Here is a 21,990-nt window from a genome sequence, read left to right on the forward strand (position 1 = left end):
TGTGTGGTGGAGACCGACGGAATCGAACCGCCGTATCTGTCACGCCCGAAGGCGATCCAGCGCACCAGCGTCCCCTGGTGTGTTGACCTCGACAACATCTACACCCTAGCGCATCCGTCGGGTCGGGTGTCAAACCCGTTCCCCGCGGGCATGGCGGACATCACGCGGGGTGGACGACGGCGCGTTGGGCGAGTTCCCGACCGACCGGTAAGCTGTCCTCCATCGGGTGCTGGCAGCTGTTCCAGTCGTGCCCACCCGATCCTGGGGCCTTTAGCTCAGCTGGTAGAGCGCTACGCTTACACCGTAGATGTCGTCGGTTCGATCCCGGCAGGGCCCACACCTCCCCCCTTCTCCCGCGCCGTCCTCTTCCTGCGGTGCCGCCACCGGTCCAGGCGCCCTGCCCCCGCCCCGCCCGGCGCCCATGTGAACCTGCACCCACGCGCCGGGCGCCCGCTCCCGTGGTGCCCATGCACGACGAGCCGGAGGACGAGGCGATCGTCTCCCGTCACAGAGCCACGGGCGAGGGGCTCAGCCACCTGGGTGACGCGCAGTCCCGGATTCGTTGGGGAAAGCTCGCGCTCGAGGTTCTGGACCCCGACGAGTCCGTCCTCGCCGCGATTCCCTGCATCGACGCCTTCGAACCGAGCCGGGCACTCGTGGTGACGGACCGCAGAGTGATCATCCGGGGCGTCCGTGTGCTGCGGCCCCGGCACACGGTCCGCGGGATTCCGCGGCATCACGTGACCGGCGCGCGTGTGGAGGACGGGTGGCTCGCCGACGGGACCATACTGAGGACCTCCACCGAAAGGGGCCTCCTGTGAGTGTCCGCCGGAGCGCAGCCGCACAACGGGTGGTGGACGTCCTCCACAAGCTCGTGACAGGCTGAGAGCCGGTGCACCTCAGGGCACCGCCGGGCGCACCATCCCGATCGCGGGAACGGTCCCCCGGCACGGCACGGGACCGCGCGAGATGAAACCGAAGCGCGCGTAGTACGGCACGAGGTCCTGCGTAGAGGCTTCCAGGTAGGTCTCCACGTGCTCGCCGTCGATCTCCCGCAGCCGCTCGTTCAGCAGCACGGTGCCCACCCCTTCACCCCGCACCTCGGGAACTGTCCCCACGGCCTTGAGGTACCAGTGCGGCGCGTCCGGATGCGCCTCGTGAGCAAGGTGCTCACTGACCAGGGCGTCCGGGAAACGCTGACGGAAGACCGACAGGTAGGAGAGCAGCCCGGGAAGCATCTGGCGCAGGGACACCTTCTCACCGGGCCCCTCCCACAGCGCCACCCCGAGCACCTCCCGCTCACCACGGCGCCTCGCGAGGTAGGCGTGACCACCGGCCGCCAGGGTCTCGCGCAGGATGCGCTGCCACAGGCGGGTGAGCGGGCGCAGGACGTCACCGCGGGGCAGCAGCCCCACGACGTGCGGGTCCACGGAGAACGCGCGGGCCAGGACGTCGGCCGCGGTGTCGACGTCCTGGGGCGAGGCGCGGACCACGTCCACATCCCCGCCCGTGCGATCGTGTGTGTTCTGTTTCATAGACACACTGCGAGAATAACAGCCGAGGCCCAGCGGCCAACCGGGCCGTGATGCCGTCACGGCCGCAGCAGAGAGCTGGGCGTGTCAGAGCAGTCGCGGCTGGGTCACGGTATCCGCGGGCTTCTTGGCCCGGTGACGACGCGGCGAGGCCGGCTTTTCCTCACCCGGGGCCTGCGCGGCGGAGGCCGCTGTGGTCTCGGGGGTGGACGCCTCCGTGCCCGCGGCGGCCGACGGCTTGGTACCGTCCGGAGCAGGCGCGGTGCTCGAGGTGGGCACGGCGCGGCGCGTTGAGCGGCGTCGTGCCGGAGCGTGCTGCCCGGCCGGCGGCACGAGCGTCTGCTGCCCGGCGAGCTCCGCCTGCTGGTCGCGCAGCACATCGATGGCCCGCTCGAAGTCCTCGAGGTCCTCGAACGCCTGGTAGACGGACGCGAAGCGCAGGTAGGCGACCACGTCCAGACGCCGCAGCGGCGGAAGGATGGCCAGCCCGACGTCGTGGGCCTCCACCTCAGCGCTGCCCGAGGCGCGGATCGACTCCTCGACCTCCTGGGCGAGCATCGCGAGGTCGTCCTCGCTCACCGGCCGCCCCTGGCACGCCTTGCGCACGCCGTTGACGATCTTCTGGCGGTCGAACGGCTCGGTGACCCCGGAGCGCTTGATGACCGAGATGGAGGTGGTCTCCAGGGTGGAGAAGCGGCGGCCGCACTCGGTGCAGCGGCGGCGGCGGCGGATGGAGGTGCCGTCGTCGGAGGTGCGGGAGTCCACGACCTTCGAGTCGTTGTGGCGGCAGAACGGGCAGTGCACGGCTCAGCCTCCCGAGACGGTGTCGGTGCCCGTGCCACGGTCCTCGCCGCGCAGCGTGACCGCGCGCCCGTGGGCAGGGAGGTCCTCGCTCGCGGACAGGGCCACGATGTCCTCCTCCAGCGCGGCCAGCGCCTCGCGCGAGTACTCGATGACTTGCACCGCCTTCATGAAGGAGGCCGCCTGCAAGCCGGAGCTGAACACCGCTGTGCCGCCCGTGGGGAGCACGTGGTTGGAGCCGGCCGCGTAGTCGCCAAGCGGCACGGGGCTGTAGGGGCCCACGAAGACGGCGCCGGCGTTGCGGATCCGGGCCGCCACCCCGCTCGCGTCGCGTGTGTGGATCTCCAGGTGCTCGGCGGCGTAGGCGTCCGCCACGGCCACGGAGGCCTCGAGGTCTTCGGTGAGAACCACCCCGGACTGCGGCCCGCCCAGCGCCGTGGTGATCCGCTCCCGGTGCTTCGCCTCGGAGACCTGCACCGAGAGCTGCTCCTCCACGGCGTGCGCGAGCTCCGGGGAGTCCGTGATCAGCACGGAGCCGGCGGCCGGATCGTGCTCCGCCTGGGAGATCAGGTCCGCGGCAACGTAGCGGGGATCGGCGGAGTCATCCGCAAGGACCGCGATCTCGGTGGTCCCGGCCTCGGCGTCCACGCCCACCACGGAGCGCAGCTGCCGCTTGGCCATGGCCACGAAGATATTGCCCGGGCCGGTGACGGTGTTCACGGGCTCCAGGACGTCCTCGCCGTCCACGACGCCGTGCGCCATGGCCGCGAGCGACTGCGCACCGCCGATGGCCCAGACCTCGTCCACGCCCAGCAGGCCGGCCGCACCGAGGATGACGGGGTGCGGCAGACCGCCGAACTCCTTCTGCGGTGGGGAGCACAGCACCACGGACTCCACGCCGGCCGCCTGCGCCGGGACCACATTCATCACCACGGAGGACGGGTACACGGCCAGCCCGCCGGGGATGTAGAGCCCAGCGCGCCGCACGGGGGTCCAGCGGTGGTGCAGGGCCGCGCCGGGTGCCACCTCCACGGTCACGTCCGACGGGCGCTGTGCGGCGGCGAACGCCCGTGTGCGCTCGATCGCGGACTCTAGACCGTGCCGCACGGCAGGGTCCAGGGCGGCGACGGCGCGCTGGATCTCCTCGGGGGCAACCCGGATGCGCTCCTGGTCCACGCCGTCAAACTTCCGGGCGAGCTCGCGCAAGGCCACCGCTCCGCGCGCCTTCACATCCTCGATGATCCCCCGCACGGCGTCCTCGGCGTCCACGACCGACGACGGCGCCTGCCGAGGCACCGCGGCACGCAGCTCGCTCCAGCCCAGGTGCGTCCCCCGAAGGTCTGTGACCCGCAGGTACGAGCCGGGGGTGGTGGTGGGCGCGGGGATCAGGGGTTGCTCAGTCACGTTTTCAGTCTACAATCGCGCGTCAATCGGACGGGGCTCGATCGTAGGAGGCCTCGGCACTGCCCGGCGCGGAGCGCCGTCGCGGGCGGATCAGGCAACCGACCGGTCCGCCGCCGCGGTGATGCGGGCACCGCGGCGGCCGCACGCGGCGCGGCTCACGCCTCCAGGCAGGCCGGGCCCAGCAGCACCTTGAGGTCCCCGAACAGCGCGGGCGACGGGTTCACCCGGTACTCGGGTCCGAGCCTCATGACCTGGGTGCTGCGGCGCGTGTCCAGGTGGATGCGCACCTCCGAGTCCCCCTTGTGGTTGCGCAGCACCTCGCCGATCCGGCGAATCGTGGCCTCCGTGGCCCGGTGCTCCGGCAGCGCCACGCACACCGGCCCGGAGGAGCCGTCCACGCTGAGCTCCGGCACCGTGAGCTCCTGCGCGGAGATCGAGACGGAGCCGTCGTCTCGGCGCTGCATCCGTCCCTTGATGACACAGATCAGGTCCTCGGTCAGCACCCCGGCGATCGGCGCGTAGGCCTTGCCGAAGAACATCACCTCGATGGAGCCCGAGCGGTCCTCCAGCTCCACGCGTGCATAGGCATTGCCGGAGGTCTTCGCGATCCGCCGCGAGAGCGAGGTGATCATGCCCCCGATGGTGACCACGGCCCCGTCGGGCCGGGTGTTCTCCTCCGTGAGCAGCGGGGCGATGGCCGTGTCCGTGTACTGGCCCAGGGCGTCGTCGAGACCGCGCAGCGGGTGGTCCGAGACGTAGAGACCCAGCATCTCGCGCTCGAAGGCCAGCAGGTCCTTGCGCTCCCACTCGGGGACGTCCGGGACCTCCACGGAGAAGGTCTCCTGCTCCGTGTCCTGCGAACCGCTCATCGAGAAGATGTCGAAGGTGAACTCGCCGTTGTCCTCTTTTTTCTTCTGCGCGACCACGTCCTCCACGGCCTGCTCGTGGCACATCACCAGGCTGCGGCGGGTGTGGCCGAGCTGGTCGAACGCACCGGCCTTGACCATGGACTCGATGGTGCGCTTGTTGCACACCACGGCCGGGACCTTCGCCAGGAAGTCGTTGAAGGAGGTGAACTTGCCCTCCTCGTTGCGTGCACCCACCATGGCCTGGACCACGTTGGCGCCCACATTGCGCACCGCACCCATGCCAAAGCGGATGTCAGTGCCCACAGGGGTGAAGTTCAACTCGGACTCGTTCACGTCCGGCGGCAGCACGGTGATGCCCATGTGGCGGCACTCCGTGAGGTACATGGCGAGCTTGTCCTTGTCGTCGCCCACCGAGGTCAGCAGGGCCGCCATGTACTCGGCCGGGTAGTGTGCCTTGAGGTAGGCGGTCCAGTAGGAGACCAGCCCGTAGGCCGCCGAGTGCGCCTTATTGAACGCGTAGTCCGAGAAGGGCAGCAGGATATCCCACAGGGCCTTGATCGCGTCCTCGGAGTACCCGCGGTCGATCATCCCCTGGTGGAAGCCCTGGTACTGCTTGTCCAGCTCCGCCTTCTTCTTCTTGCCCATCGCGCGGCGCAGAATGTCCGCCTGGCCCAGGGAGTAGCCGGCCACCTTCTGGGCGATCGCCATCACCTGCTCCTGGTAGACGATCAGACCGTAGGTGGTGCCCAGGATCTCCGAGAGCGGCTCGGCGAGCTCCGGGTGGATGGGCGTGATCTCCTGCGCGCCGTTCTTGCGCAGCGCGTAGTTCGTGTGCGAGTTCGCGCCCATGGGCCCCGGCCGGTACAGGGCGATGGTCGCGGAGATGTCCTCGAAGTTGTCCGGGCGCATCAGCTTGAGCAGCTGGCGCATGGGCCCGCCGTCCAGCTGGAACACGCCCAGGGTGTCCCCGCGCGCGAGCAGGTCGTAGGACCCGGCGTCGTCGATCGGCAGGTGCTCCAGGTCCAGCACGAACCCGTCCCGGTTGAGCATGATGTTCTCGAGGGCGTCCGAGATGATCGTGAGGTTGCGCAGCCCCAGGAAGTCCATCTTGATCAGCCCCAGGCCCTCGCACGTGGGGTAGTCGAACTGCGTGATGACCTGCCCGTCCTGCTCGCGGCGCATCAGCGGGATGATGTCGATCAGCGGATCCGAGGACATGATCACGCCGGCCGCGTGCACACCCCACTGCCGCTTGAGCCCCTCCAGGCCCTGGGCGGTCTCGAAGACCTTCATGGACTCGGGGTCGTCCGCGAGGATCTCGCGCAGCTCCCCGGCCTCGTCGTAGCGCTTGGCATCCTCGTCGTAGACGTCCTGCAGGGAGATGCCCTTGCCCATCACGTCCGGCGGCATGGCCTTAGTGAGCCGCTCCCCCATGGAGAACGGGTAGCCCAGAACGCGTGAGGAGTCCTTCAGCGCCTGCTTGGCCTTGATGGTGCCGTAGGTGACGATCATGGCCACGCGCTCGTCGCCGTACTTCTCGGTGACGTAGTGGATCACCTCAGAGCGTCGGCGGTCGTCGAAGTCGACGTCGAAGTCCGGCATGGACACGCGGTCCGGGTTCAGGAAGCGCTCGAAGATCAGCCCGTGCGCCAAGGGGTTCAGCTCGGTGATGCGCATGGCGTACGCAACCATGGAACCGGCACCGGAGCCACGCCCCGGACCCACGCGGATCCCGTTGTCCTTGGACCAGTTGATGAAGTCCGCGACCACCAGGAAGTAACCCGGGAAGCCCATCTGGATGATGATCTTCTTCTCGTACTCCGCCTGCTCGCGGACGTCATCCGGGATGCCGGCCGGGAAGCGGTAGTGCAGCCCCTTCTCGACCTCCTTGATGAACCACGAGGTCTCGTCCTCGCCCTCCGGCGTGGGGAAGCGCGGCATGTAGTTGGCGGACGTGTCGAAGTCCACCTCGCAGCGCTCCGCGATCTCCAGCGTGTTGTCGCACGCCTCCGGGAAGTCCCGGAACACCTCGCGCATCTGTTCCGGGGACTTGAGGTAGAACTCGTCCGCGTCGAACTTGAAGCGCTTTGGGTCCTGCAGGGTGGAACCGGACTGCACGCACAGCAGCGCCGCGTGGGACTTGGCGTCCTCCGCGTGCGTGTAGTGCAGGTCGTTGGTGGCCACCAGGGGAAGGTTCAGTTCCTTGGCCAGGCGCAGCAGGTCCCCCGTGACCCGCTTCTCGATGCCCAGCCCGTGGTCCATGAGCTCGCAGTAGAAGTTCTCGGCGCCGAAGATGTCCCGGAAATCGGCAGCGGCCTTGACCGCCTCGTCGTACTGGCCCAGCCGCAGCCGGGTCTGCACCTCCCCGGAGGGGCAGCCGGTGGTGGCGATCAGCCCCTTGCCGTACTGGTTGAGCAGCTCCCGGTCCATGCGCGGCTTGTAGAGCTGGCCCTCCAGGGACGCTTTGGTGGAGGCGCGGAAGAGGTTCTGCATGCCCTCGCTGGACTGCGCGAGCAGGGTCATGTGCGTGTAGGCACCGGCACCGGAGACGTCGTCGCGCCCGCCGTCCGCGAACTTCACGCGCGTGCGGTCCTGCCGGGCGGTGCCCGGGGTCAGGTATGCCTCGACGCCGACAATCGGCTTGATGCCGGCCGCACGGGCCTTGTTCCAGAAGTCGAAGGCACCGAAGACGAACCCGTGGTCCGTGGTGGCCAGGGAGTCCATCCCCAGCCGGTGGCACTCCTCGAAGAGGTCGTTCAGGCGCGCGGCACCGTCCAGCATGGAGTACTCGGTGTGCACGTGGAGATGGGTGAAGCCTTTTTTGCCGGTCGCCGAAGTCACGGGACAAGTCTAGGCGGCGGCTCCGACACCCAGGACACGCCTACTCGCCTCAGAGCTGCGGGCCGCCCTCCCGCAGGGTCTCCACGGCGTACGCGAGGTCCGTGGGATAGGGGCTCTCGTACTCCACGTACTCCCCCGTGACAGGGCTCGTGAACCCCAGCCGCTTGGCGTGCAGCCACTGCCGCGTGAGCCCCAGGCCCGCAGACAGGGCAGGGTCCGCCCCGTAGGTGAGATCACCGCAGCACGGGTGCTGCAGTGCGCTGAAGTGCACGCGGATCTGGTGGGTGCGCCCCGTCTCCAGGTGCACCTCCACGAGCGAGGCCCGCCCGAACGCCTCGAGCACCTCGTAGTGGGTCACGGAACGGCGCCCGTCCGAGAGCACCGCGAAGCGCCACTCGTGGCCGGGGTGCCGCCCGATGGGCGCGTCGATCGTTCCCTTCAGCGGGTCCGGGATGCCCTGGACCACGGCGTGGTAGACCTTGGTCACCGTGCGCTCCTTGAACGCGCGTTTGAGCTGCGTGTACGCGGTTTCCTCCCGCGCAACGACCATCAGCCCGGAGGTTCCCACGTCCAGCCGGTGCACGACGCCCTGACGCTCGGGGGCGCCGGAGGTTGCCACGGACACCCCGGCACCGGCCAGGGCGCCCACCACCGTGGGCCCTTTCCACCCGGGCGAGGGGTGCGCGGCCACTCCGGCGGGCTTGTCGACCACCACGTAGCTCGGGTTGACCTCCACGAGGCGCAGGTCCGGCACGTGCTGCGGCGCAATGCGCTCGGGGTCCTCGGGCACGGGGACCTCCACGGTGTAGGTCTCGGACGCCGCCACCCGGTGAGACTTGGCCACGGGCCGCCCGCGGTGGGAGACCCGCTCCTGCTCGCACAGCTGCGCCGCGGCGGAGCGTGACAGGCCCGTCCAGGCGGCCACGGCGGCGTCGAGCCGGGTACCCTCCAGCTCGGGGGACGCCGTGAACCGCTCGCTCTCGTACTCCGGCTCGGAGCCGGTGGGGCGGGTGCGCTCAGCGCTCACGAGCCACCCCCGAGTCCCGGTTGAGCAGGATCAGCAGCAGCACCAGGCCGATGCCCACCACCACGCCGCAGTCGGCCACGTTGAAGATCGCGAAATGGGGCACCGCGATGAAGTCCACCACGTGCCCGCGCCCGAACCCCGGTTCCCGGAACAGGCGGTCGGTCAGGTTCCCGAGCGCGCCGCCCAGCACCAGCCCCAGGGCGAGGGCCCACAGGGGGTCGCGGACCCGGCGCAGGTGCCACAGGATCGCCACGACCACGGCGGCCATCACGAGCGTGAAGACCCAGGTGGCACCGGAGCCCAGCGAGAACGCCCCGCCGCTGTTGCGGATGTGCTGCCACCACAGCAGGCCCGGGACCACCGGGTACTCGCGGCCGAGCACGAGGTTGTCCACGACCCACAGCTTGCTTGCCTGGTCCCCCGCGTAGAGCAGCGCGGCCACCACCAGGGACACCACGACGCAGCGGCGGCCCGCCCGGGTGGGGACGGGTGCCGCCGCTGCGTGGGTGGAGCTATCGCTCACAGGCGTCCTACTTGGTGCCGGGGCGCTTGCCCGCGGTGGAGACCGACTCGGCCGGCTCCAGGGACCCGGTGTTGTCGAGGTCCCGCAGCTGGCCGTTGAGGAAGGTCTTGAGGTTGCTGCGGTAGTCCTTCTCGAACGAGCGCAGCTTTGCCACGTTGGACTCGAGGTCCACCTTCTCGCGCTCGAGCGAGGACAGCGTCTCCTCCTTGATGCGCTTGCCCTCGGAGACGAGCTGGTCCGCCTGGACTCGGCCCTCGGTGATGAGGCGCTCGCGTTCCTGCTTACCCTGCGTCACGTAGTCGTCGTGCAGCTTCTGGGCCATCGCCAGCACGGCGGCGGCGGACTGCGCGGACTCCCCGGTCGCGGCGCCCGTCTGGGCGCCGGTGGCGGTCTGGGCCGACGACGTCGTGCCCGCGGTCTCCGCTGCGGCGGTGTCCGTGGTGCGGTGCTCGCTCGCCGCGGCGACCGGGGTCGTCTCGGCGGGCGCGGCCTGGGTCGCGTTCGCCGAGGTGGCGTCCCCGGCGTGCGAGCCGGAGCCGGTCGAGGCGGACGTAGTGGTGGTCTCCGAGACGCTCTCGGAGGTGGCCGCGGACTCGTCCGGGGTGCCGCCGAGGGTTTCCACCTGCTTGCGCAGGTTCTCGTTCTCCTGCGTCAGGCGGCGCAGCTCGACGACCACCTCGTCCAGGAAGTCATCCACCTCGTCCTGGTCGTAGCCCTCACGGAACTTGGTGGGCTGGAACCGCTTGTTGATGACGTCTTCGGGTGTCAGAGCCATGGATCTTCTCACTCCTCGTGTTGTACGGAAAATACCGCTGGATCCTGCCGCGCGCTCTGGCGCGCTGAAGACCCGCGGAGGGATTCTGCTCCACAATAGCGCTCAGCGGGCGCCCGCTCCTCGCGGGCGAGCGCCGCCGCAGGTCAGCGGGCCCGGCGCTCAGAGCCGGAACAGGATGTTGCCCAGCACCGACTGCAGGATGCTGATAGCGAAGACCAGGATCAGGAACCCCAGGTCCAGCGCCACTCCTCCGAAGCGCAGCGGCGGGACCAGCCGGCGCAGCGCATTCATGGGCGGGTCGGTCACCGAATAGACCGTGGACGCCACCACCAGGGCCAGGCCCTTGGGACGCCAGCTGCGCGCGAACATCTGCACCCAGTCCAGGACCAGGCGTCCCAGCAGGGCGATGTAGAGCACGTGGACCACCAGGTAGACGATCGACAGCACCAGGCTCATGCTCTCAGCCCTCGACCTGCTCGTGGGCCGTAGCGTTCTCGTCGATCTCGTCCGTGTGGCCCTGGTCCCGGACCTCCACGAAGGACGGGGTCAGCAGGAACACCTTGGCGGTGACGCGCTCGATGGATCCGTGCAGGGCGAAAACCAGGCCCGCCGCGAAGTCCACCAGCCGCTTGGCCTCGGCCTCGCCCATGTCCGAGACGTTCATGATCACGGGGGTCCCGTCACGGAATGCCTCACCGATGGACTTGGCGTCGTTGTACGACCGGGGGTGCACGGTGGTGATGGTGCGCAATTCGTTGTCGTCCTCTCGGGAACTGGGAGCCCGCTTGATGGGGGTCACGGGGGCTCGGTACTCGGGGCTCCGGCGGCTGACCGCCGTGCTGCCGGCCTCGTTCGCCGCAGGAGCGGGCCCGTTCGAGACCGTGTGGGGGATGTCCCGGGGGCGGGGGGTGTCTGCGGAGATGTACTCGTCGTCGCTCTCGGCCAGCCCGAGATACACCATGGTGCGACGCAGCGCTCCGGCCATATTCTCTCCTCAATCACTGAACGGGCCGAGTGGGATCGGCCCGCGTATCGTCAGTCCTTTACGCTACCGCACGGCGGGCCGGGGCCCGAGAACATCCGATCCGATGCGCACGTGCGTGGCCCCCGCGGCCACGGCGGCCTCGAGGTCACCGCTCATCCCGGCCGAGACGGCGCGGGCCTCCGGGTGCTCCAGGAGCAGTTCCTGCGAAATTCCCCACAGTCGGTCGAAGGCCTCACGGGGATCGGCGTCGCGGGGTGCCACAGCCATCACACCGCCCAGCCGCAGCCCGTCCGTCTCTGCGACCCTGCGCGCGAGCTGCGGCACGGCCTGCGGGTGCGCACCGCCCCGGGAACTCTCCGGAGTGGCCTCCGGGTCCAGGTCCACCTGCAGCAGGCACGTGAGGTCCTCGGTGGCGCACGGTCCCGGCTCGGCATCCCCGGCGACCACCGCCTCCCGGTGGTTGCGCACCGCCCTGCCGAGCGCCGTCACCAGCGAGGTGCGGTCCACCGAGTGCACCCACGCGGCGTAGCGCACCACGTGTTTGGCCTTGTTCGACTGAAGCTGACCCACGAAGTGCCACACGGGCGGGGACACGGGAGGCTCACGCTCGGCCAGTGCGGCCGCCACCTCGGCGGCCTTGGGTCCGGCCTCCTGGTCCCGGTTCTCCCCCACCGCGCGCACCCCCAGCTCGCGCAGTCGCAGGACGTCCTGCGCGGGGAAGAACTTGGTCACCACCACGAGCGAGGGCAGCTCGCCCCCGTGGGAGCGGTCCTCCTCGCGCTGGGCGGCCGCGTCCAGGATCCGCCGCCGCACGGCGGACAGCCGCTGCGCGAGCTCCGCCGTGCGTCCGGCGTCCTGCGGGTCCACTCCGTCACCGATCTCACGCATCACGCCCACCTTCCTCGCTGACCCACACGAGGCCGGCGAGCCGGCCCGGGGTCTTGTCCCTGCGGTACGAGTACAACTCGTCGTGCTCCAGCGTGCACCACGCGGCGCGGTCCGCGGTCTCCTCCCGGACCCGCACCCCGTGGTCCTCCAGGATCGAGCGCGCGGCACCCGGCAGGTCGAGACCGTCCGTGCCCCACGACGTCGTCGTCGCGACGCCCGGTAGGGCCTCCTCCGCCTGCTGCGCCATCTCGGTGGGCACCTCATAGCACGCCCCGCACACGGCGGGCCCGATCCAGGCCTCGAGGTCCAGTGCCCCGTGGGCCCGCACGGCCGCCACGGTTTCCTGCAGCACGCCGGCCAGCAGACCCGGGCGCCCGGCGTGGGCCACCGCGAGCACCGGAACGCCGCCCGCCCGTCGACCCACCAACACCACCGGCAGGCAGTCCGCGGTGAGGATCCCCACAGGAGTCCCGTCCGCACTGACCACCGCATCTGCCTCCGGGGCGGCGAGCAGGTCCGTGGCATTGGACGCCGTGCCCGTGACGTCGAGCACCGCGGTTCCGTGCACTTGCCACGCGTAGCGCACCAGCCCCGTTCCCAACTTCTGCTCCACACGACGACGCCGCCGCGCCACCTGCGCCGGCTCGTCACCCGTGTGCGCGGCGAGGTTGCCATCCGCGACGTCAGTGAACGCCACTCCCACGCCGCCGCTGTCCGTGCGGTACCACATGCTGGTCCTCCTCGTTATTCTCTGGGGCCGGACTCCGGGCGCCGGTCGTCGTACCCGATGAACCGGTGCGACGCGCCACCACCGCCCTCACAGCAGGTGGCGCCGCCCGTCCTCAACCTCGTCTGTCCGGCCTGCCCATCCTGGCTGGGCGGATGCCGAAGGGGGTGGCCACCGCAACGGTGGCCACCCCCTTCTGAACGCTCCCGCGCCAGTGCCGATCTCCTCGCACTGTCCCCGAGGGGCGACGGCGTGTCAGCGGGCGCCGGGCGCCCGTCGCCTCACTTCAGGAAGTCGGGGAAGTCCAGCGAGTCCTTGCGGGCGGAGGAGCTCGAGGAGGACGGCTCGTCCGACTCGGCGGGCAGGTCCACGTCAAACCCGGCGTCGTCCGGGACGTCATCGTTCTGGTTCTGGCGCGAGCCGAAACCGCCCGTGGGAGCGGCGTAGGAATTCCCGCCGCGCTGCGGGGAACGGCCCAGGCCCGAGGGACGGGAGGCATCCCCGCCGAAGGTCGCACGCGTGTTCTCCGCCTGGCGCTGGGCCGGGGAGGAGTTGTTCGCGTTGGTCTCCTGGGACACGGAGTCGAAGCCCGCGGCGATCACGGTGACGCGTGCCTGGTCCCCCAGGGCGTCGTCGATCACGGCACCGAAGATGATGTTCGCCTCCGGGTGGGCAACCTCCTGCACCAGACGGGCAGCCTCGTTGATCTCGAACAGGCCGAGGTCCGAGCCGCCCTGGATGGACAGCAGCACGCCGTGGGCGCCGTCGATGGACGCCTCGAGCAGCGGGGACGCAATGGCGAGCTCCGCAGCCTTGACCGCCCGGTCCTCGCCCTGCGCCGCGCCGATGCCCATCAGCGCCGAGCCCGCACCCTGCATCACGGACTTGACGTCCGCGAAGTCCAGGTTGATCAGGCCCGGGGTGGTGATGAGGTCCGTGATGCCGGAGACGCCGGAGAGTAGCACCTGGTCCGCGGACTTGAACGCGTCCAGCATGGAGACGTTGCGGTCCGAGATGGAGAGCAGACGGTCGTTGGGGATCACGATGAGCGTGTCCACCTCGTCCCTCAGGGTCTCGATGCCGTTCTCGGCCTGGTTGGAGCGGCGGCGGCCCTCGAACGTGAACGGGCGGGTGACCACACCAATGGTCAGGGCACCCAGCGAGCGGGCGATGCGAGCGACCACGGGAGCGCCGCCGGTGCCGGTGCCACCGCCCTCACCCGCGGTCACGAAGACCATGTCGGCGCCCTTGAGCACCTCCTGGATCTCCTCCTCGTGGTCCTCGGCCGCCTGGCGCCCGACGTCCGGGTTCGCACCGGCGCCGAGACCGCGGGTCAGCTCACGGCCGACGTCGAGCTTGACGTCCGCGTCCGACATCAGCAGAGCCTGGGCGTCGGTGTTGATGGCGATGAACTCGACGCCGCGCAGGCCTTCCTCGATCATGCGGTTCACGGCGTTGACGCCGCCGCCGCCGATGCCGACCACCTTGATGACGGCCAAGTAGTTCTGGGGGGTTGAGGAGTCCATATGCACCTAACTCGCGTGGGCTTGCGCTATCCGGGGATGATTCGCTGAAAAAGTCTAAAGTCTTGCGTTAAACTCGGGTGAACTGAGGTGCCCGGAGGCACACCATTCCTTTGACGGTAAGGATAACAACCTCGGGGGCGTTCTCCATATCATGCCGGGGCGTGTTACCCGATTACCCCGCAAACCTCCAGGTCACGCAGAGGACTTCTCTTCAAGTCGCTCTTGAGCGTTGAAATTTTGGTCACTTGACGACAGGGTGCAGCGGTGCGGACACGTCGATCTGGGTGGCGTTCGCCGTGGCCTCGGAGTTCACGAGGGCCGCGACCACCTGCGCCTTGAAATCGCTCTGTGAGGCGTCCCCCCACAGCACCTTACGGCCGTCCTTGAAGGTCAGCTCCACGGCCGAGCCCGAGGGTGCGGCGGCGCTCTCGAGCCTCGAGAGGACCTCCGCGGGCAGCGCCGCGAGGACCGCGGAGACGTCCGTGAACTTCTGCGTGCTCAGGACACCGCGCCCGCCGGAGACCAGCGGAACGTCCGGACGCTGGGCCTTCGCCACAGTGGAGAGGGGCTTGCCCTCGGAGTCCACCAGCATCAACGAGTCGCCGTCCTCCACGACGGCCACTCCCACGCGCTCGTGCAGCTGCACGGTGATCGTGTGCGGCGGGTGGAATACCACGTCCACGGACTTCACCTGGGGGACGTCCCCCAGGGAGTCCCTGACGTCCTGCTTCGAGATCCGGGTGAGGGGCACGCCCTGGAATCCGGAGAGTGCTTCCTGCACCGCCTGCGGGTTCGTGAGGGTCGCACCCTCCACGTCGATCGTGCGGGCGGCGAACAGCGGGGAGAAGAAGACCACGAGCGCGAGCAGGGCCAGTGCCGCGAGGGACACGAGCAGCGTGATCAGTCGGCGTCTGCGGCGGCGCCGGTGGGTGCTGGGCGGGAACTGCAGCACCGTGGAGTCGGCGTCCTCACCGGCGGCGTCGCCCGGATCACCGGTCGACCCGGCCGCCTCCTCGGCTCGCGCGGCACGGCGTCGCGCACGCCACGTGGAGAAGCGCCCCCCCGCCGCGGGGGCCGCCTCGAGCTGACCCGTGTCCACGCGGGTGACCTTGCCGCTGTCGTTGACCCGCACCACGGGCGGCTCGTCCGCGACACCGTGGAACTCCTCGCCCGGGCCGACACCCCAGTCCGCATCCCAGTCCGCGTCCCACTCGGGATCGCGCCCGTCCGGGCCCGCAGCGGCCGCCGAGTCCTCCTCGGAGGCGGGCCCGTCGGACCCGGGGTCTGCGGCGTGGAAGTCCTCGGAGTGGGCTTCGCCGGAAGCCCGTCCGCCGAAGGACGGCTGGTGCGGGGGCAGGGAGCGGGCCATCAGCGTCGCGCCAGGGCGGAGAGGATCTCGGGGCCGAGCGCGGTGACGTCGCCGGCACCCACGGTCATGACGACGTCGCCCGGGGCCGCCCGCGCGACCACCGCCGCAATCGCGTCCTCGGCCGCGGGCGTCGAGACCACCGCGGCGCCGTCGGCGAAGCGTGTGATGCTCTCCCCCGTGACGCCGGGCTCCGGCTGCTCGCGGGCCCCGAAGACGTCCAGGACGCACGCGAGGTCCGCGAGCTCCAGCGCACGGCAGAACGGCTCGGCGAACTCGCGCGTGCGGGAGTACAGGTGCGGTTGGAAGACCACGAGCACGCGGTGCTCCCCCGCCACGTCCCGGGCGGCGGTCAGGGCTGCGGCGACCTCCGTGGGGTGGTGCGCGTAGTCGTCGAAGACCCGCACGCCGTCCTGCTCGCCGCGCAGGTCGAAGCGGCGCGCGGAACCGTGGAACCCTGCCAGCCCGCAGAGCAGCCGGACGGGATCTGCGCCGGCGGCGAGTCCCGCCGTGAAGGCGGCGGCGGCATCGGCCACGTTGTGCGCCCCGGGGACCGCAAGACGCAGCTCGGCGGTTCGGCGTTCCCCCGCGGCGGGGAAGTCCAGGCGGCACGAGGAGCCGGTGCCGTGCGGGGTGACCTCCGAGACCACCACGTCCGCCGAGGGGGCAGCCCCGTACGTGAGCACCGGCGCGCCGGATGCACGGCGACGCTCGGCCAGGCGGGCGGCGCCGGGATCGTCCGCGCAGGCCACCAGGGTGCCGCCGGTGCGGATGGTGTCCGAGAACTCGTCGAAGGCCTGGTAGAACGCCTCGGCGCTGCCGTAGTGGTCCAGATGGTCCGGCTCGATGTTCGTCACCACCGCCACCGTGGGGTGATAGGCCATGAACGAGCCGTCCGATTCGTCGGCCTCCGCGACGAACCAGTCGCCCTCGCCGAAACCGGCGTTGGCACCAAGGTCCGCCACGTGCGCGCCGATCGCCCACGAGGGGTCGAGCTCCGCCTCCCGCAGGGCGACCGCGGCCATGGAGCTCGTCGTGGTCTTGCCGTGCGTGCCCGCGACGGCGATCACGTGGCGCCCGTGCATGGCGGCGGCGAGCGCCTCGGAGCGGTGCAGCACGCGGGCACCGGCGGCGCGTGCCGCGGCGAGCTCCGGGTTGCCGTCCTTGATGGCCGTGGAGACCACCACGGTCTCGGCCCCGGCGACGTTCTCGCCCGCCTGGCCGACAAACACGGTGGCGCCCATTGCCTCTAGCTCGCGCAGACCCGCGGAGTCCCTGGCGTCTGAGCCACTCACCTCCACGCCGCGGGCGAGCAGCAGGCGCGCCACGGCGGACATGCCCGCACCGCCCATGCCGATGAAGTGCACGCGGCCCAGGCCGTGGGGGTCGAGGGGTTGCTGGGTGTTCACGGTCGTCTCCTGTGGTGCGTGCGGGGAAGCGGGGGTCAGGCGAGGGCGGTGTCGAGGGTGAGCCGCGCCATCACCTGGGCGGCGTCGCGGACGCCGTGCGCCGCGGAGGCGCGTGTCATCTCGTCCAGGCGGGCGGCGTCGGTCACCAGGGGCGCCACGGTGTCCCGGTAGAAGCGGGGTGTGAATTCGGCGTCGGCCACGAGCTGCGCGCCGCCCGCGGCCACGAGGGAACGGGCGTTCAGCGCCTGCTCCCCGTTGCCGATGGGCAGGGGCACGAACACGGCGGGCAGGCCCACCGCGGCGACCTCGCACACGGTGGCCGCACCCGAGCGGGCGACGAGCAGGTCTGCCGCGGCGTAGACCTTCTCCATCCCGTCCACGTACTCGGTCTGGACGTAGTGCGGGGCGCGCAGCAGCTCACCCTCCGGAGTGCGCAGCTCCTTGCCGCGTCCCGTCACGTGCAGCAGCTGGTAGCCCTGTTCCCCCACCTCGCGGACCACGGCCTCGACGGTGCGGTTCATGGACTGCGCGCCGGAGGAACCCCCCGTGACCACCACGGTGGGCAGGTCCGGTTCCAGGCCGAGGTCGGCGCGGGCTGCCGCTCGCTGCGCCGCGCGGTCCAGCGTGGCAATCTCGCGGCGCATGGGCATGCCCACCACGCGTGCGCCCCGCAGCGGCGTGTCCGGGAAGGCGGTGGCCACGGCGGTAGCGAAGCGCGCGCCCACCCGGTTGGCGATCCCGGGCTTGGCGTTCGCCTCGTGGATGACCACGGGGATGCCCCGACGACGGGCGGCCAGGTACACCGGGGTGCAGACGTAGCCGCCCACACCCACCACCACGGTGGCCTGCCGGGAGTCGAGGATCCGCCCCGCCTGGTGCACCGCGGTGGCCATGTGGCGAGGCAGCCTCAACAGGTCCACGGACGGCTTGCGCGGCAGGGGAACGCGTCCGATCAGCTCGAGGTCGACACCGGCGGCGGGGACCAGCCGGGTCTCCATGCCCGAGGCCGTCCCCACGGCGCACACGCTCGCGTCCTCGCGCTCATCCCGGATCGCGTGCGCAATGGCGAGCAGCGGGCTGATGTGCCCCGCCGTGCCGCCCCCGGCGAGCACCACACGGGCAGATCCCGCGCGCTGCTCCAGTGCTGCGCTCTCCTGCGTGGAAGTCATCGTCGTCCCTTTCCGAAGCGTCCGGTCACACGCTGCGCCCACGAGCCGCGAGCCGCGCCGTCGTCGAGGCCCTGTTCGTGGGCCTCCTGGGCGTCCAGGATCTGGGAGCCGCCCAGGCCCTGGCCGCGGCCCACGCGCACGGTGCGCGGCACCCGGGCGAAGGACATCACCACACCCACGGCGGCCATGGTCATGAGCAGCGCGGAACCACCGTAGCTGATGAACGGCAGGGGGATGCCGATCACCGGGAGCAGGCCCGTGACCATGCCGAGGTTGACGAACGCCTGGCCCACGAGCCACGTGGCGATCCCCGCGGTGGTGATCCGCACGAAGGTGCTGCGGGTGCGGGTGAGGATCCGGGCCATGGCGACCACCATCACGATAAACAGCACCAGGATGATGGTGGTTCCCACGAGACCGAGCTCCTCCCCGATGATCGAGAAGATGTAGTCGTTGTGCGCCTCGGGGACGTAGTTGTACTTCAGTCGGGACTGACCCAGGCCCACGCCCCACCAGCCGCCGGTGGCCAGCGCGTTGAGCCCCTGCTGCGCCTGCCAGCACGCATCCGTGGCACCGCAGTCACCGAAGAGCCAGCCCTTGATGCGGTCCAGCCGGTGCGGGGCGGTGACCACCAGGAGGAGACCGCCGGCGACCGCGAGCGCCGCACCCCCCAGGAAGATCTTGATGGGTGCGCGCACGAACCACAGCGCGGCGGCGTAGATCAGGCAGAACACGATGGCCGTGCCGGCGTCACCTCCCCCGAGCACGAGGACCGTGGGGACGCCGAAGCCGAGCAGGGAGGGCCACAGCGCCTTCTTCCACTCGTGCTCCACCACGTCCCCCTGCTTGGCGAACAGTGCGGCGAGCCACAGGCACAGCGCGAGCTTCGCGAGCTCGGAGGGCTGGAAGGACTGCCCGCCGAGGACCAGCCAGTTCCGGTTTCCGTTGACCTCCTGCCCCAACGGGGAGAAGACCAGCAGCGAGAGCAGCACGCTGAGACCCCACAGGGGCCATGCCGCGGCGCGGTACCAGCGGGCGGGCACCAGCGAGAGCGAGAACATGAGAACGAGTCCGACCAGCCCGAAGACCGCCTGCTTGGCGAACAGGGAGTACGCGGAGCGGCTGTCGGAAATGGACTCCACGGCGGAGGCCGAGAGCACCATCATCACGCCGATGCCGGTCAGCAGGATCACACACCCGGCCAGGGCGTAGTAGGAGTGGAAGAGCGGGCCGTCCGTGAGGTGGTGCCACAGGGCGCGCAGGCGGGTGGTCAGTGCCGCCCCGGCGGGGCGCGGTGTGCTCTCGGGCGCCTCGCCCTGGGGGGAAGTCGGTGCGGGTGCGCGTGTGCTCATGCCAGTCCTAGTTCCTCGTGGACGCTGCGGGAGAAAGACGTGCCGCGGTCCGCGTAGTCAGTGAACTGGTCCATGGACGCGGCGGCCGGGGCCATCAGCACGGTGTCACCGGGCTCGGTCCGCGCCGCGGCGAGCTGCACCGCGCGGCGCATCACCGCGTGCCCGTCCGAGGGGTCGATCGCGGGCTCCCCGTTGGAGGTGGCCGTGCCACCTGCCAGGCCCGGTGTGGCCGCCAGAACCGGGACCTCCGGGGCGAGCCGGGAGAGCGAGCCCAGCAGCGCGGCGTCGTCGGTGCCGATGACCACGACGGCCTTGAGGCGCTGCGCATTGGCCGCCACGAGCTCGTCGTAGTCCACGCCCTTGGACAGCCCTCCCGCGATCCACACCACCGTGTCGAACGCGGAGAGCGAGGCCTGCGCGGCGTGCGGGTTCGTGGCCTTGGAGTCGTCGATCCAGCGCACGCCCTCCGTCTCGGCCACGAGCTGGATCCGGTGCTCCCCCGGGCGGTAGGCCCGCAACCCGTCCCGCACGGCTCCCGGCTCCACTCCCGCCGCGCGTGCCAGCGCGGCGGCCGCGAGCGCGTTGGCCACCCCGTGACGTGTGGGAAGGTCCCCGGTGTCCGCGACGGAGCCGATCTCCGCGGCGCTCGTGGCACGGTCCGCGACGAACGCCCGGTCCACGAGCAGCTCGTCCACCACCCCGAGCATCGAGAGACCCGGAGTGCCCGTGGTGAAGCCGACCGCGCGGCAGCCCTCGACCACGTCCGCCGCCTCCACCAGCTCCTCCGCGCCCGGCTGGTCCACGTTGTAGATGCACGCCACGCGCGTGTTCTCGTACACGCGGGACTTGTCCGCGCGGTAGTTCTCAAAGCTACCGTGCCAGTCCACGTGGTCCTCGGCCACGTTGAGCACCGCCGAGGCCAGCGGGGACACCGAGTGCGCCCAGTGCAGCTGGAAGCTCGAGAGCTCCACGGCGAGGACGTCGTACTCCACCGGGTCGCGCAGCGCGTCCAGGATGGGGGTGCCCACGTTGCCCACAGCGATGGCCTTCAGCCCGGCGGACCGCAGGATCGACTCGGTCATCCCCACCGTGGTGGTCTTCCCGTTCGTCCCGGTGACGCACAGCCACTGCGGGGTGCGGCGGCCGCGGCGCTCGCTCACGCGCCACGCGAGCTCCACGTCCCCCCAGATCTGGATCCCCTCCTCGCGCGCCGCCGTCAGCAGCGGGTTCGTGGGGCGGATTCCGGGCGAGGTCACCACGAGGTCGGGACGGACCCCGACCACGTCCGGGACGCGGGTCATGGCGTCCGGGCCGAGCACGACGTCGCGCGCGCCCACGATCTTCAGAGTGTCCGCGGCCTGTTGGTTGCGTTCGTTGTCGCCCGAGTCCAGGACCGTGACGAGGGCACCGAGCTCGATGAGCGTGTCCGCGGCGGCGAAGCCGGAGATGCCGATCCCGGCGACCACCACGCGCAGTCCGGACCAGTCGGCGTCCCAGCTGGTGAGCTCGGTGAGCCGCGGGTTGTCCAGGACGGGGTTCTCGTTGCTCGCGTGCATCATGACTGGTCGGTGCCTCTTCTTCCTCTGGTCCGGGTGTCGTTCGTCGGGGGTCCCGGGGTCCCTGGGGAGACCGGGTGCGGGGTGTCGGTCCAGCGCTGTCAGTGCAGCACTTCGGTGCCGGGGAACGCTCCCCCGTTGTGCAGCAGCCAGTCGCCGTAGAACACCCCGAGGGCGGCGGCCACGAAGAGCCCGGCAATGATCCAGAAGCGCACCACGATGGTGACCTCCTGCCAACCCTTGAGCTCGAAATGGTGCTGCAGGGGCGCCATCTTGAAGATCCGTTTGCCGTGGGAGAGCTTGAAGTAACCCACCTGAAGGATCACGGAGAGGGTGATGACCACGAAGAGCCCCGCGATCAGCACCAGCAGCAGCTCAGTGCGGGAGAGCACCGCGAAGGCCGCGAGCGCCCCGCCCAGACCCAGGGAGCCGGTGTCGCCCATGAAGATCTTGGCGGGCGAGGTGTTCCACCACAGGAAACCGATGAGCGCGCCCACAAGGGCGGCGGCCACGATCGAGAGGTCCATGGGGTCGCGGACCTCGTAGCACGCGGCCTGCCCCACGGTGTCGCACAGGTGCCCCGCCTGCCACAGCGAGATGAGCATGTAACCGCTGAACACGAGGATCGAGGCGCCGGTGGCGAGGCCGTCCAGCCCGTCCGTGAGGTTCACGGCGTTGGTGGTGCCGGTGGCGATCAGGTTCACCCAGACCACGAACAGGACCAGGCCCACGAGAGGCCCGGCGAACGCGAGGTCCAGCCCGGTGTCCCGCGTCCAGGAGATCGCCGTGGAGGCGGGGGTGTGTCCGGAGGCGTCCGGGAAGAACAGCACGAGGACCGCGAACGCCGTTCCGATGGCCCCCTGCAGGATCATCTTGCCGGCGGCGGTGAGCCCGAGGTTCTGCTTCTTGGAGATCTTCTTGAAGTCGTCCAAAAAGCCCACGAGTCCCATGCCCAGCATGAGCCCCAGGGCCAGCACCCCGGAGAGGGTGATGCCCCCGTTATCGGGCCAGGCGAGCACACTGATCAGGTGGGTCACGAGGTACGCGGCCACCACCGAGAGCAGGATGGCCACACCGCCCATGGTGGGCGTGCCCCGCTTGGTCTGGTGGGACGTGGGGCCGTCGTCGCGGATGTACTGTCCGTACCCGCGCCGGGCCAGGAGCTTGATGAGGACCGGGGTCCCGAAGATGGAGAACACGAGGCCGAGCCCCGATGCCATGAGAAGTTGGATCATGCGGC

18 protein-coding genes, 2 tRNA genes and 1 pseudogene are annotated in these 21,990 nt (G+C 70.4%); 2 read left to right on the forward strand and 19 right to left on the reverse strand.

Annotation, left to right across the window (positions count from 1 at the left end):
- Positions 1-4: 4 nt before the first annotated feature.
- Positions 5-102, reverse strand: a tRNA-OTHER gene (locus B3G12_RS03195).
- 162 nt (positions 103-264) lie between these two features.
- On the opposite strand from B3G12_RS03195, the gene B3G12_RS03200 reads away from it, so the two are divergent.
- Both B3G12_RS03200 and B3G12_RS03205 read left to right on the forward strand, forming a co-directional pair.
- Positions 265-337, forward strand: a tRNA-Val gene (locus B3G12_RS03200).
- Positions 338-467: 130 nt separating this feature from the next.
- Positions 468-821: a hypothetical protein gene (locus tag B3G12_RS03205; protein ID WP_290499075.1), complete on the forward strand. Its 354-nt coding sequence runs from the start codon at positions 468-470 to the stop codon at positions 819-821.
- Positions 822-899: 78 nt separating this feature from the next.
- Here B3G12_RS03205 and B3G12_RS03210 read toward each other — a convergent pair whose 3' ends face one another.
- The 18 genes and pseudogenes from B3G12_RS03210 to mraY form a co-directional block, all read right to left on the reverse strand.
- Positions 900-1,535 (reverse strand): GNAT family N-acetyltransferase, encoded by a 636-nt coding sequence (locus B3G12_RS03210; RefSeq protein WP_144942792.1) that lies wholly within the window; start codon positions 1,533-1,535, stop codon positions 900-902.
- Positions 1,536-1,877: 342 nt separating this feature from the next.
- Positions 1,878-2,336 (reverse strand): annotated as a pseudogene (gene nrdR, locus B3G12_RS03215) (transcriptional regulator NrdR); the annotation flags it as partial.
- A gap of 3 nt (positions 2,337-2,339) precedes the next feature.
- Positions 2,340-3,737, reverse strand: a complete 1,398-nt coding sequence (hisD, locus tag B3G12_RS03220) for a histidinol dehydrogenase (protein WP_144942790.1) — start codon at positions 3,735-3,737, stop codon at positions 2,340-2,342.
- A gap of 155 nt (positions 3,738-3,892) precedes the next feature.
- Positions 3,893-7,387 (reverse strand): DNA polymerase III subunit alpha, encoded by a 3,495-nt coding sequence (gene dnaE / locus B3G12_RS03225; protein WP_414672723.1) that lies wholly within the window; start codon positions 7,385-7,387, stop codon positions 3,893-3,895.
- Positions 7,388-7,496: 109 nt separating this feature from the next.
- Positions 7,497-8,474 carry an RluA family pseudouridine synthase gene (locus B3G12_RS03230; protein WP_186366721.1) on the reverse strand — a complete coding sequence of 326 codons (978 nt, stop codon included), beginning with the start codon at positions 8,472-8,474 and terminating at the stop codon, positions 7,497-7,499.
- The gene (gene lspA / locus B3G12_RS03235) at positions 8,464-8,997 is read right to left on the reverse strand and encodes a signal peptidase II (RefSeq protein ID WP_055085757.1); all 534 of its coding nucleotides are present in this window, start codon (positions 8,995-8,997) and stop codon (positions 8,464-8,466) included. Before lspA ends, B3G12_RS03230 begins: the two co-directional genes overlap by 11 nt.
- A 7-nt stretch (positions 8,998-9,004) precedes the next feature.
- The gene (locus tag B3G12_RS03240) at positions 9,005-9,772 is read right to left on the reverse strand and encodes a DivIVA domain-containing protein (RefSeq protein WP_144942788.1); all 768 of its coding nucleotides are present in this window, start codon (positions 9,770-9,772) and stop codon (positions 9,005-9,007) included.
- A 159-nt stretch (positions 9,773-9,931) separates the two neighbouring features.
- Positions 9,932-10,228: a YggT family protein gene (locus B3G12_RS03245; protein ID WP_144942787.1), complete on the reverse strand. Its 297-nt coding sequence runs from the start codon at positions 10,226-10,228 to the stop codon at positions 9,932-9,934.
- 4 nt (positions 10,229-10,232) lie between these two features.
- Positions 10,233-10,757 (reverse strand): cell division protein SepF, encoded by a 525-nt coding sequence (locus B3G12_RS03250; protein WP_290499081.1) that lies wholly within the window; start codon positions 10,755-10,757, stop codon positions 10,233-10,235.
- Positions 10,758-10,820: 63 nt separating this feature from the next.
- The gene (locus B3G12_RS03255; RefSeq protein WP_290499083.1) at positions 10,821-11,645 is read right to left on the reverse strand and encodes a YggS family pyridoxal phosphate enzyme; all 825 of its coding nucleotides are present in this window, start codon (positions 11,643-11,645) and stop codon (positions 10,821-10,823) included.
- Positions 11,638-12,375, reverse strand: coding sequence for a polyphenol oxidase family protein (locus B3G12_RS03260; protein ID WP_290499084.1), 738 nt, complete (start codon positions 12,373-12,375; stop codon positions 11,638-11,640). The genes B3G12_RS03255 and B3G12_RS03260 overlap by 8 nt, the downstream gene beginning before the upstream one ends.
- 278 nt (positions 12,376-12,653) lie before the next feature.
- The gene (gene ftsZ / locus B3G12_RS03265) at positions 12,654-13,898 is read right to left on the reverse strand and encodes a cell division protein FtsZ (protein ID WP_290499086.1); all 1,245 of its coding nucleotides are present in this window, start codon (positions 13,896-13,898) and stop codon (positions 12,654-12,656) included.
- A 241-nt stretch (positions 13,899-14,139) separates the two neighbouring features.
- Positions 14,140-15,267, reverse strand: coding sequence for a cell division protein FtsQ/DivIB (locus tag B3G12_RS03270; RefSeq protein ID WP_290499088.1), 1,128 nt, complete (start codon positions 15,265-15,267; stop codon positions 14,140-14,142).
- Positions 15,267-16,673 carry a UDP-N-acetylmuramate--L-alanine ligase gene (gene murC / locus B3G12_RS03275; protein ID WP_290499089.1) on the reverse strand — a complete coding sequence of 469 codons (1,407 nt, stop codon included), beginning with the start codon at positions 16,671-16,673 and terminating at the stop codon, positions 15,267-15,269. Before murC ends, B3G12_RS03270 begins: the two co-directional genes overlap by 1 nt.
- A gap of 35 nt (positions 16,674-16,708) precedes the next feature.
- Positions 16,709-17,842: an undecaprenyldiphospho-muramoylpentapeptide beta-N-acetylglucosaminyltransferase gene (gene murG, locus B3G12_RS03280; RefSeq protein ID WP_290499091.1), complete on the reverse strand. Its 1,134-nt coding sequence runs from the start codon at positions 17,840-17,842 to the stop codon at positions 16,709-16,711.
- Positions 17,839-19,194 carry a putative lipid II flippase FtsW gene (gene ftsW, locus B3G12_RS03285; RefSeq protein ID WP_290499093.1) on the reverse strand — a complete coding sequence of 452 codons (1,356 nt, stop codon included), beginning with the start codon at positions 19,192-19,194 and terminating at the stop codon, positions 17,839-17,841. Before ftsW ends, murG begins: the two co-directional genes overlap by 4 nt.
- Positions 19,191-20,753, reverse strand: a complete 1,563-nt coding sequence (murD, locus tag B3G12_RS03290) for a UDP-N-acetylmuramoyl-L-alanine--D-glutamate ligase (protein WP_290499095.1) — start codon at positions 20,751-20,753, stop codon at positions 19,191-19,193. The genes ftsW and murD overlap by 4 nt, the downstream gene beginning before the upstream one ends.
- Before the next feature lie 98 nt (positions 20,754-20,851).
- A complete protein-coding gene (gene mraY / locus B3G12_RS03295; protein WP_144942778.1) occupies positions 20,852-21,985 on the reverse strand; it encodes a phospho-N-acetylmuramoyl-pentapeptide-transferase in 1,134 nt (377 codons plus the stop codon).
- Positions 21,986-21,990: the final 5 nt, after the last annotated feature.

The organism is Kocuria sp. UBA5001 (assembly GCF_002398425.1).
In the GTDB taxonomy this organism is placed as follows: Bacteria; Actinomycetota; Actinomycetes; order Actinomycetales; family Micrococcaceae; genus Kocuria; species Kocuria salsicia.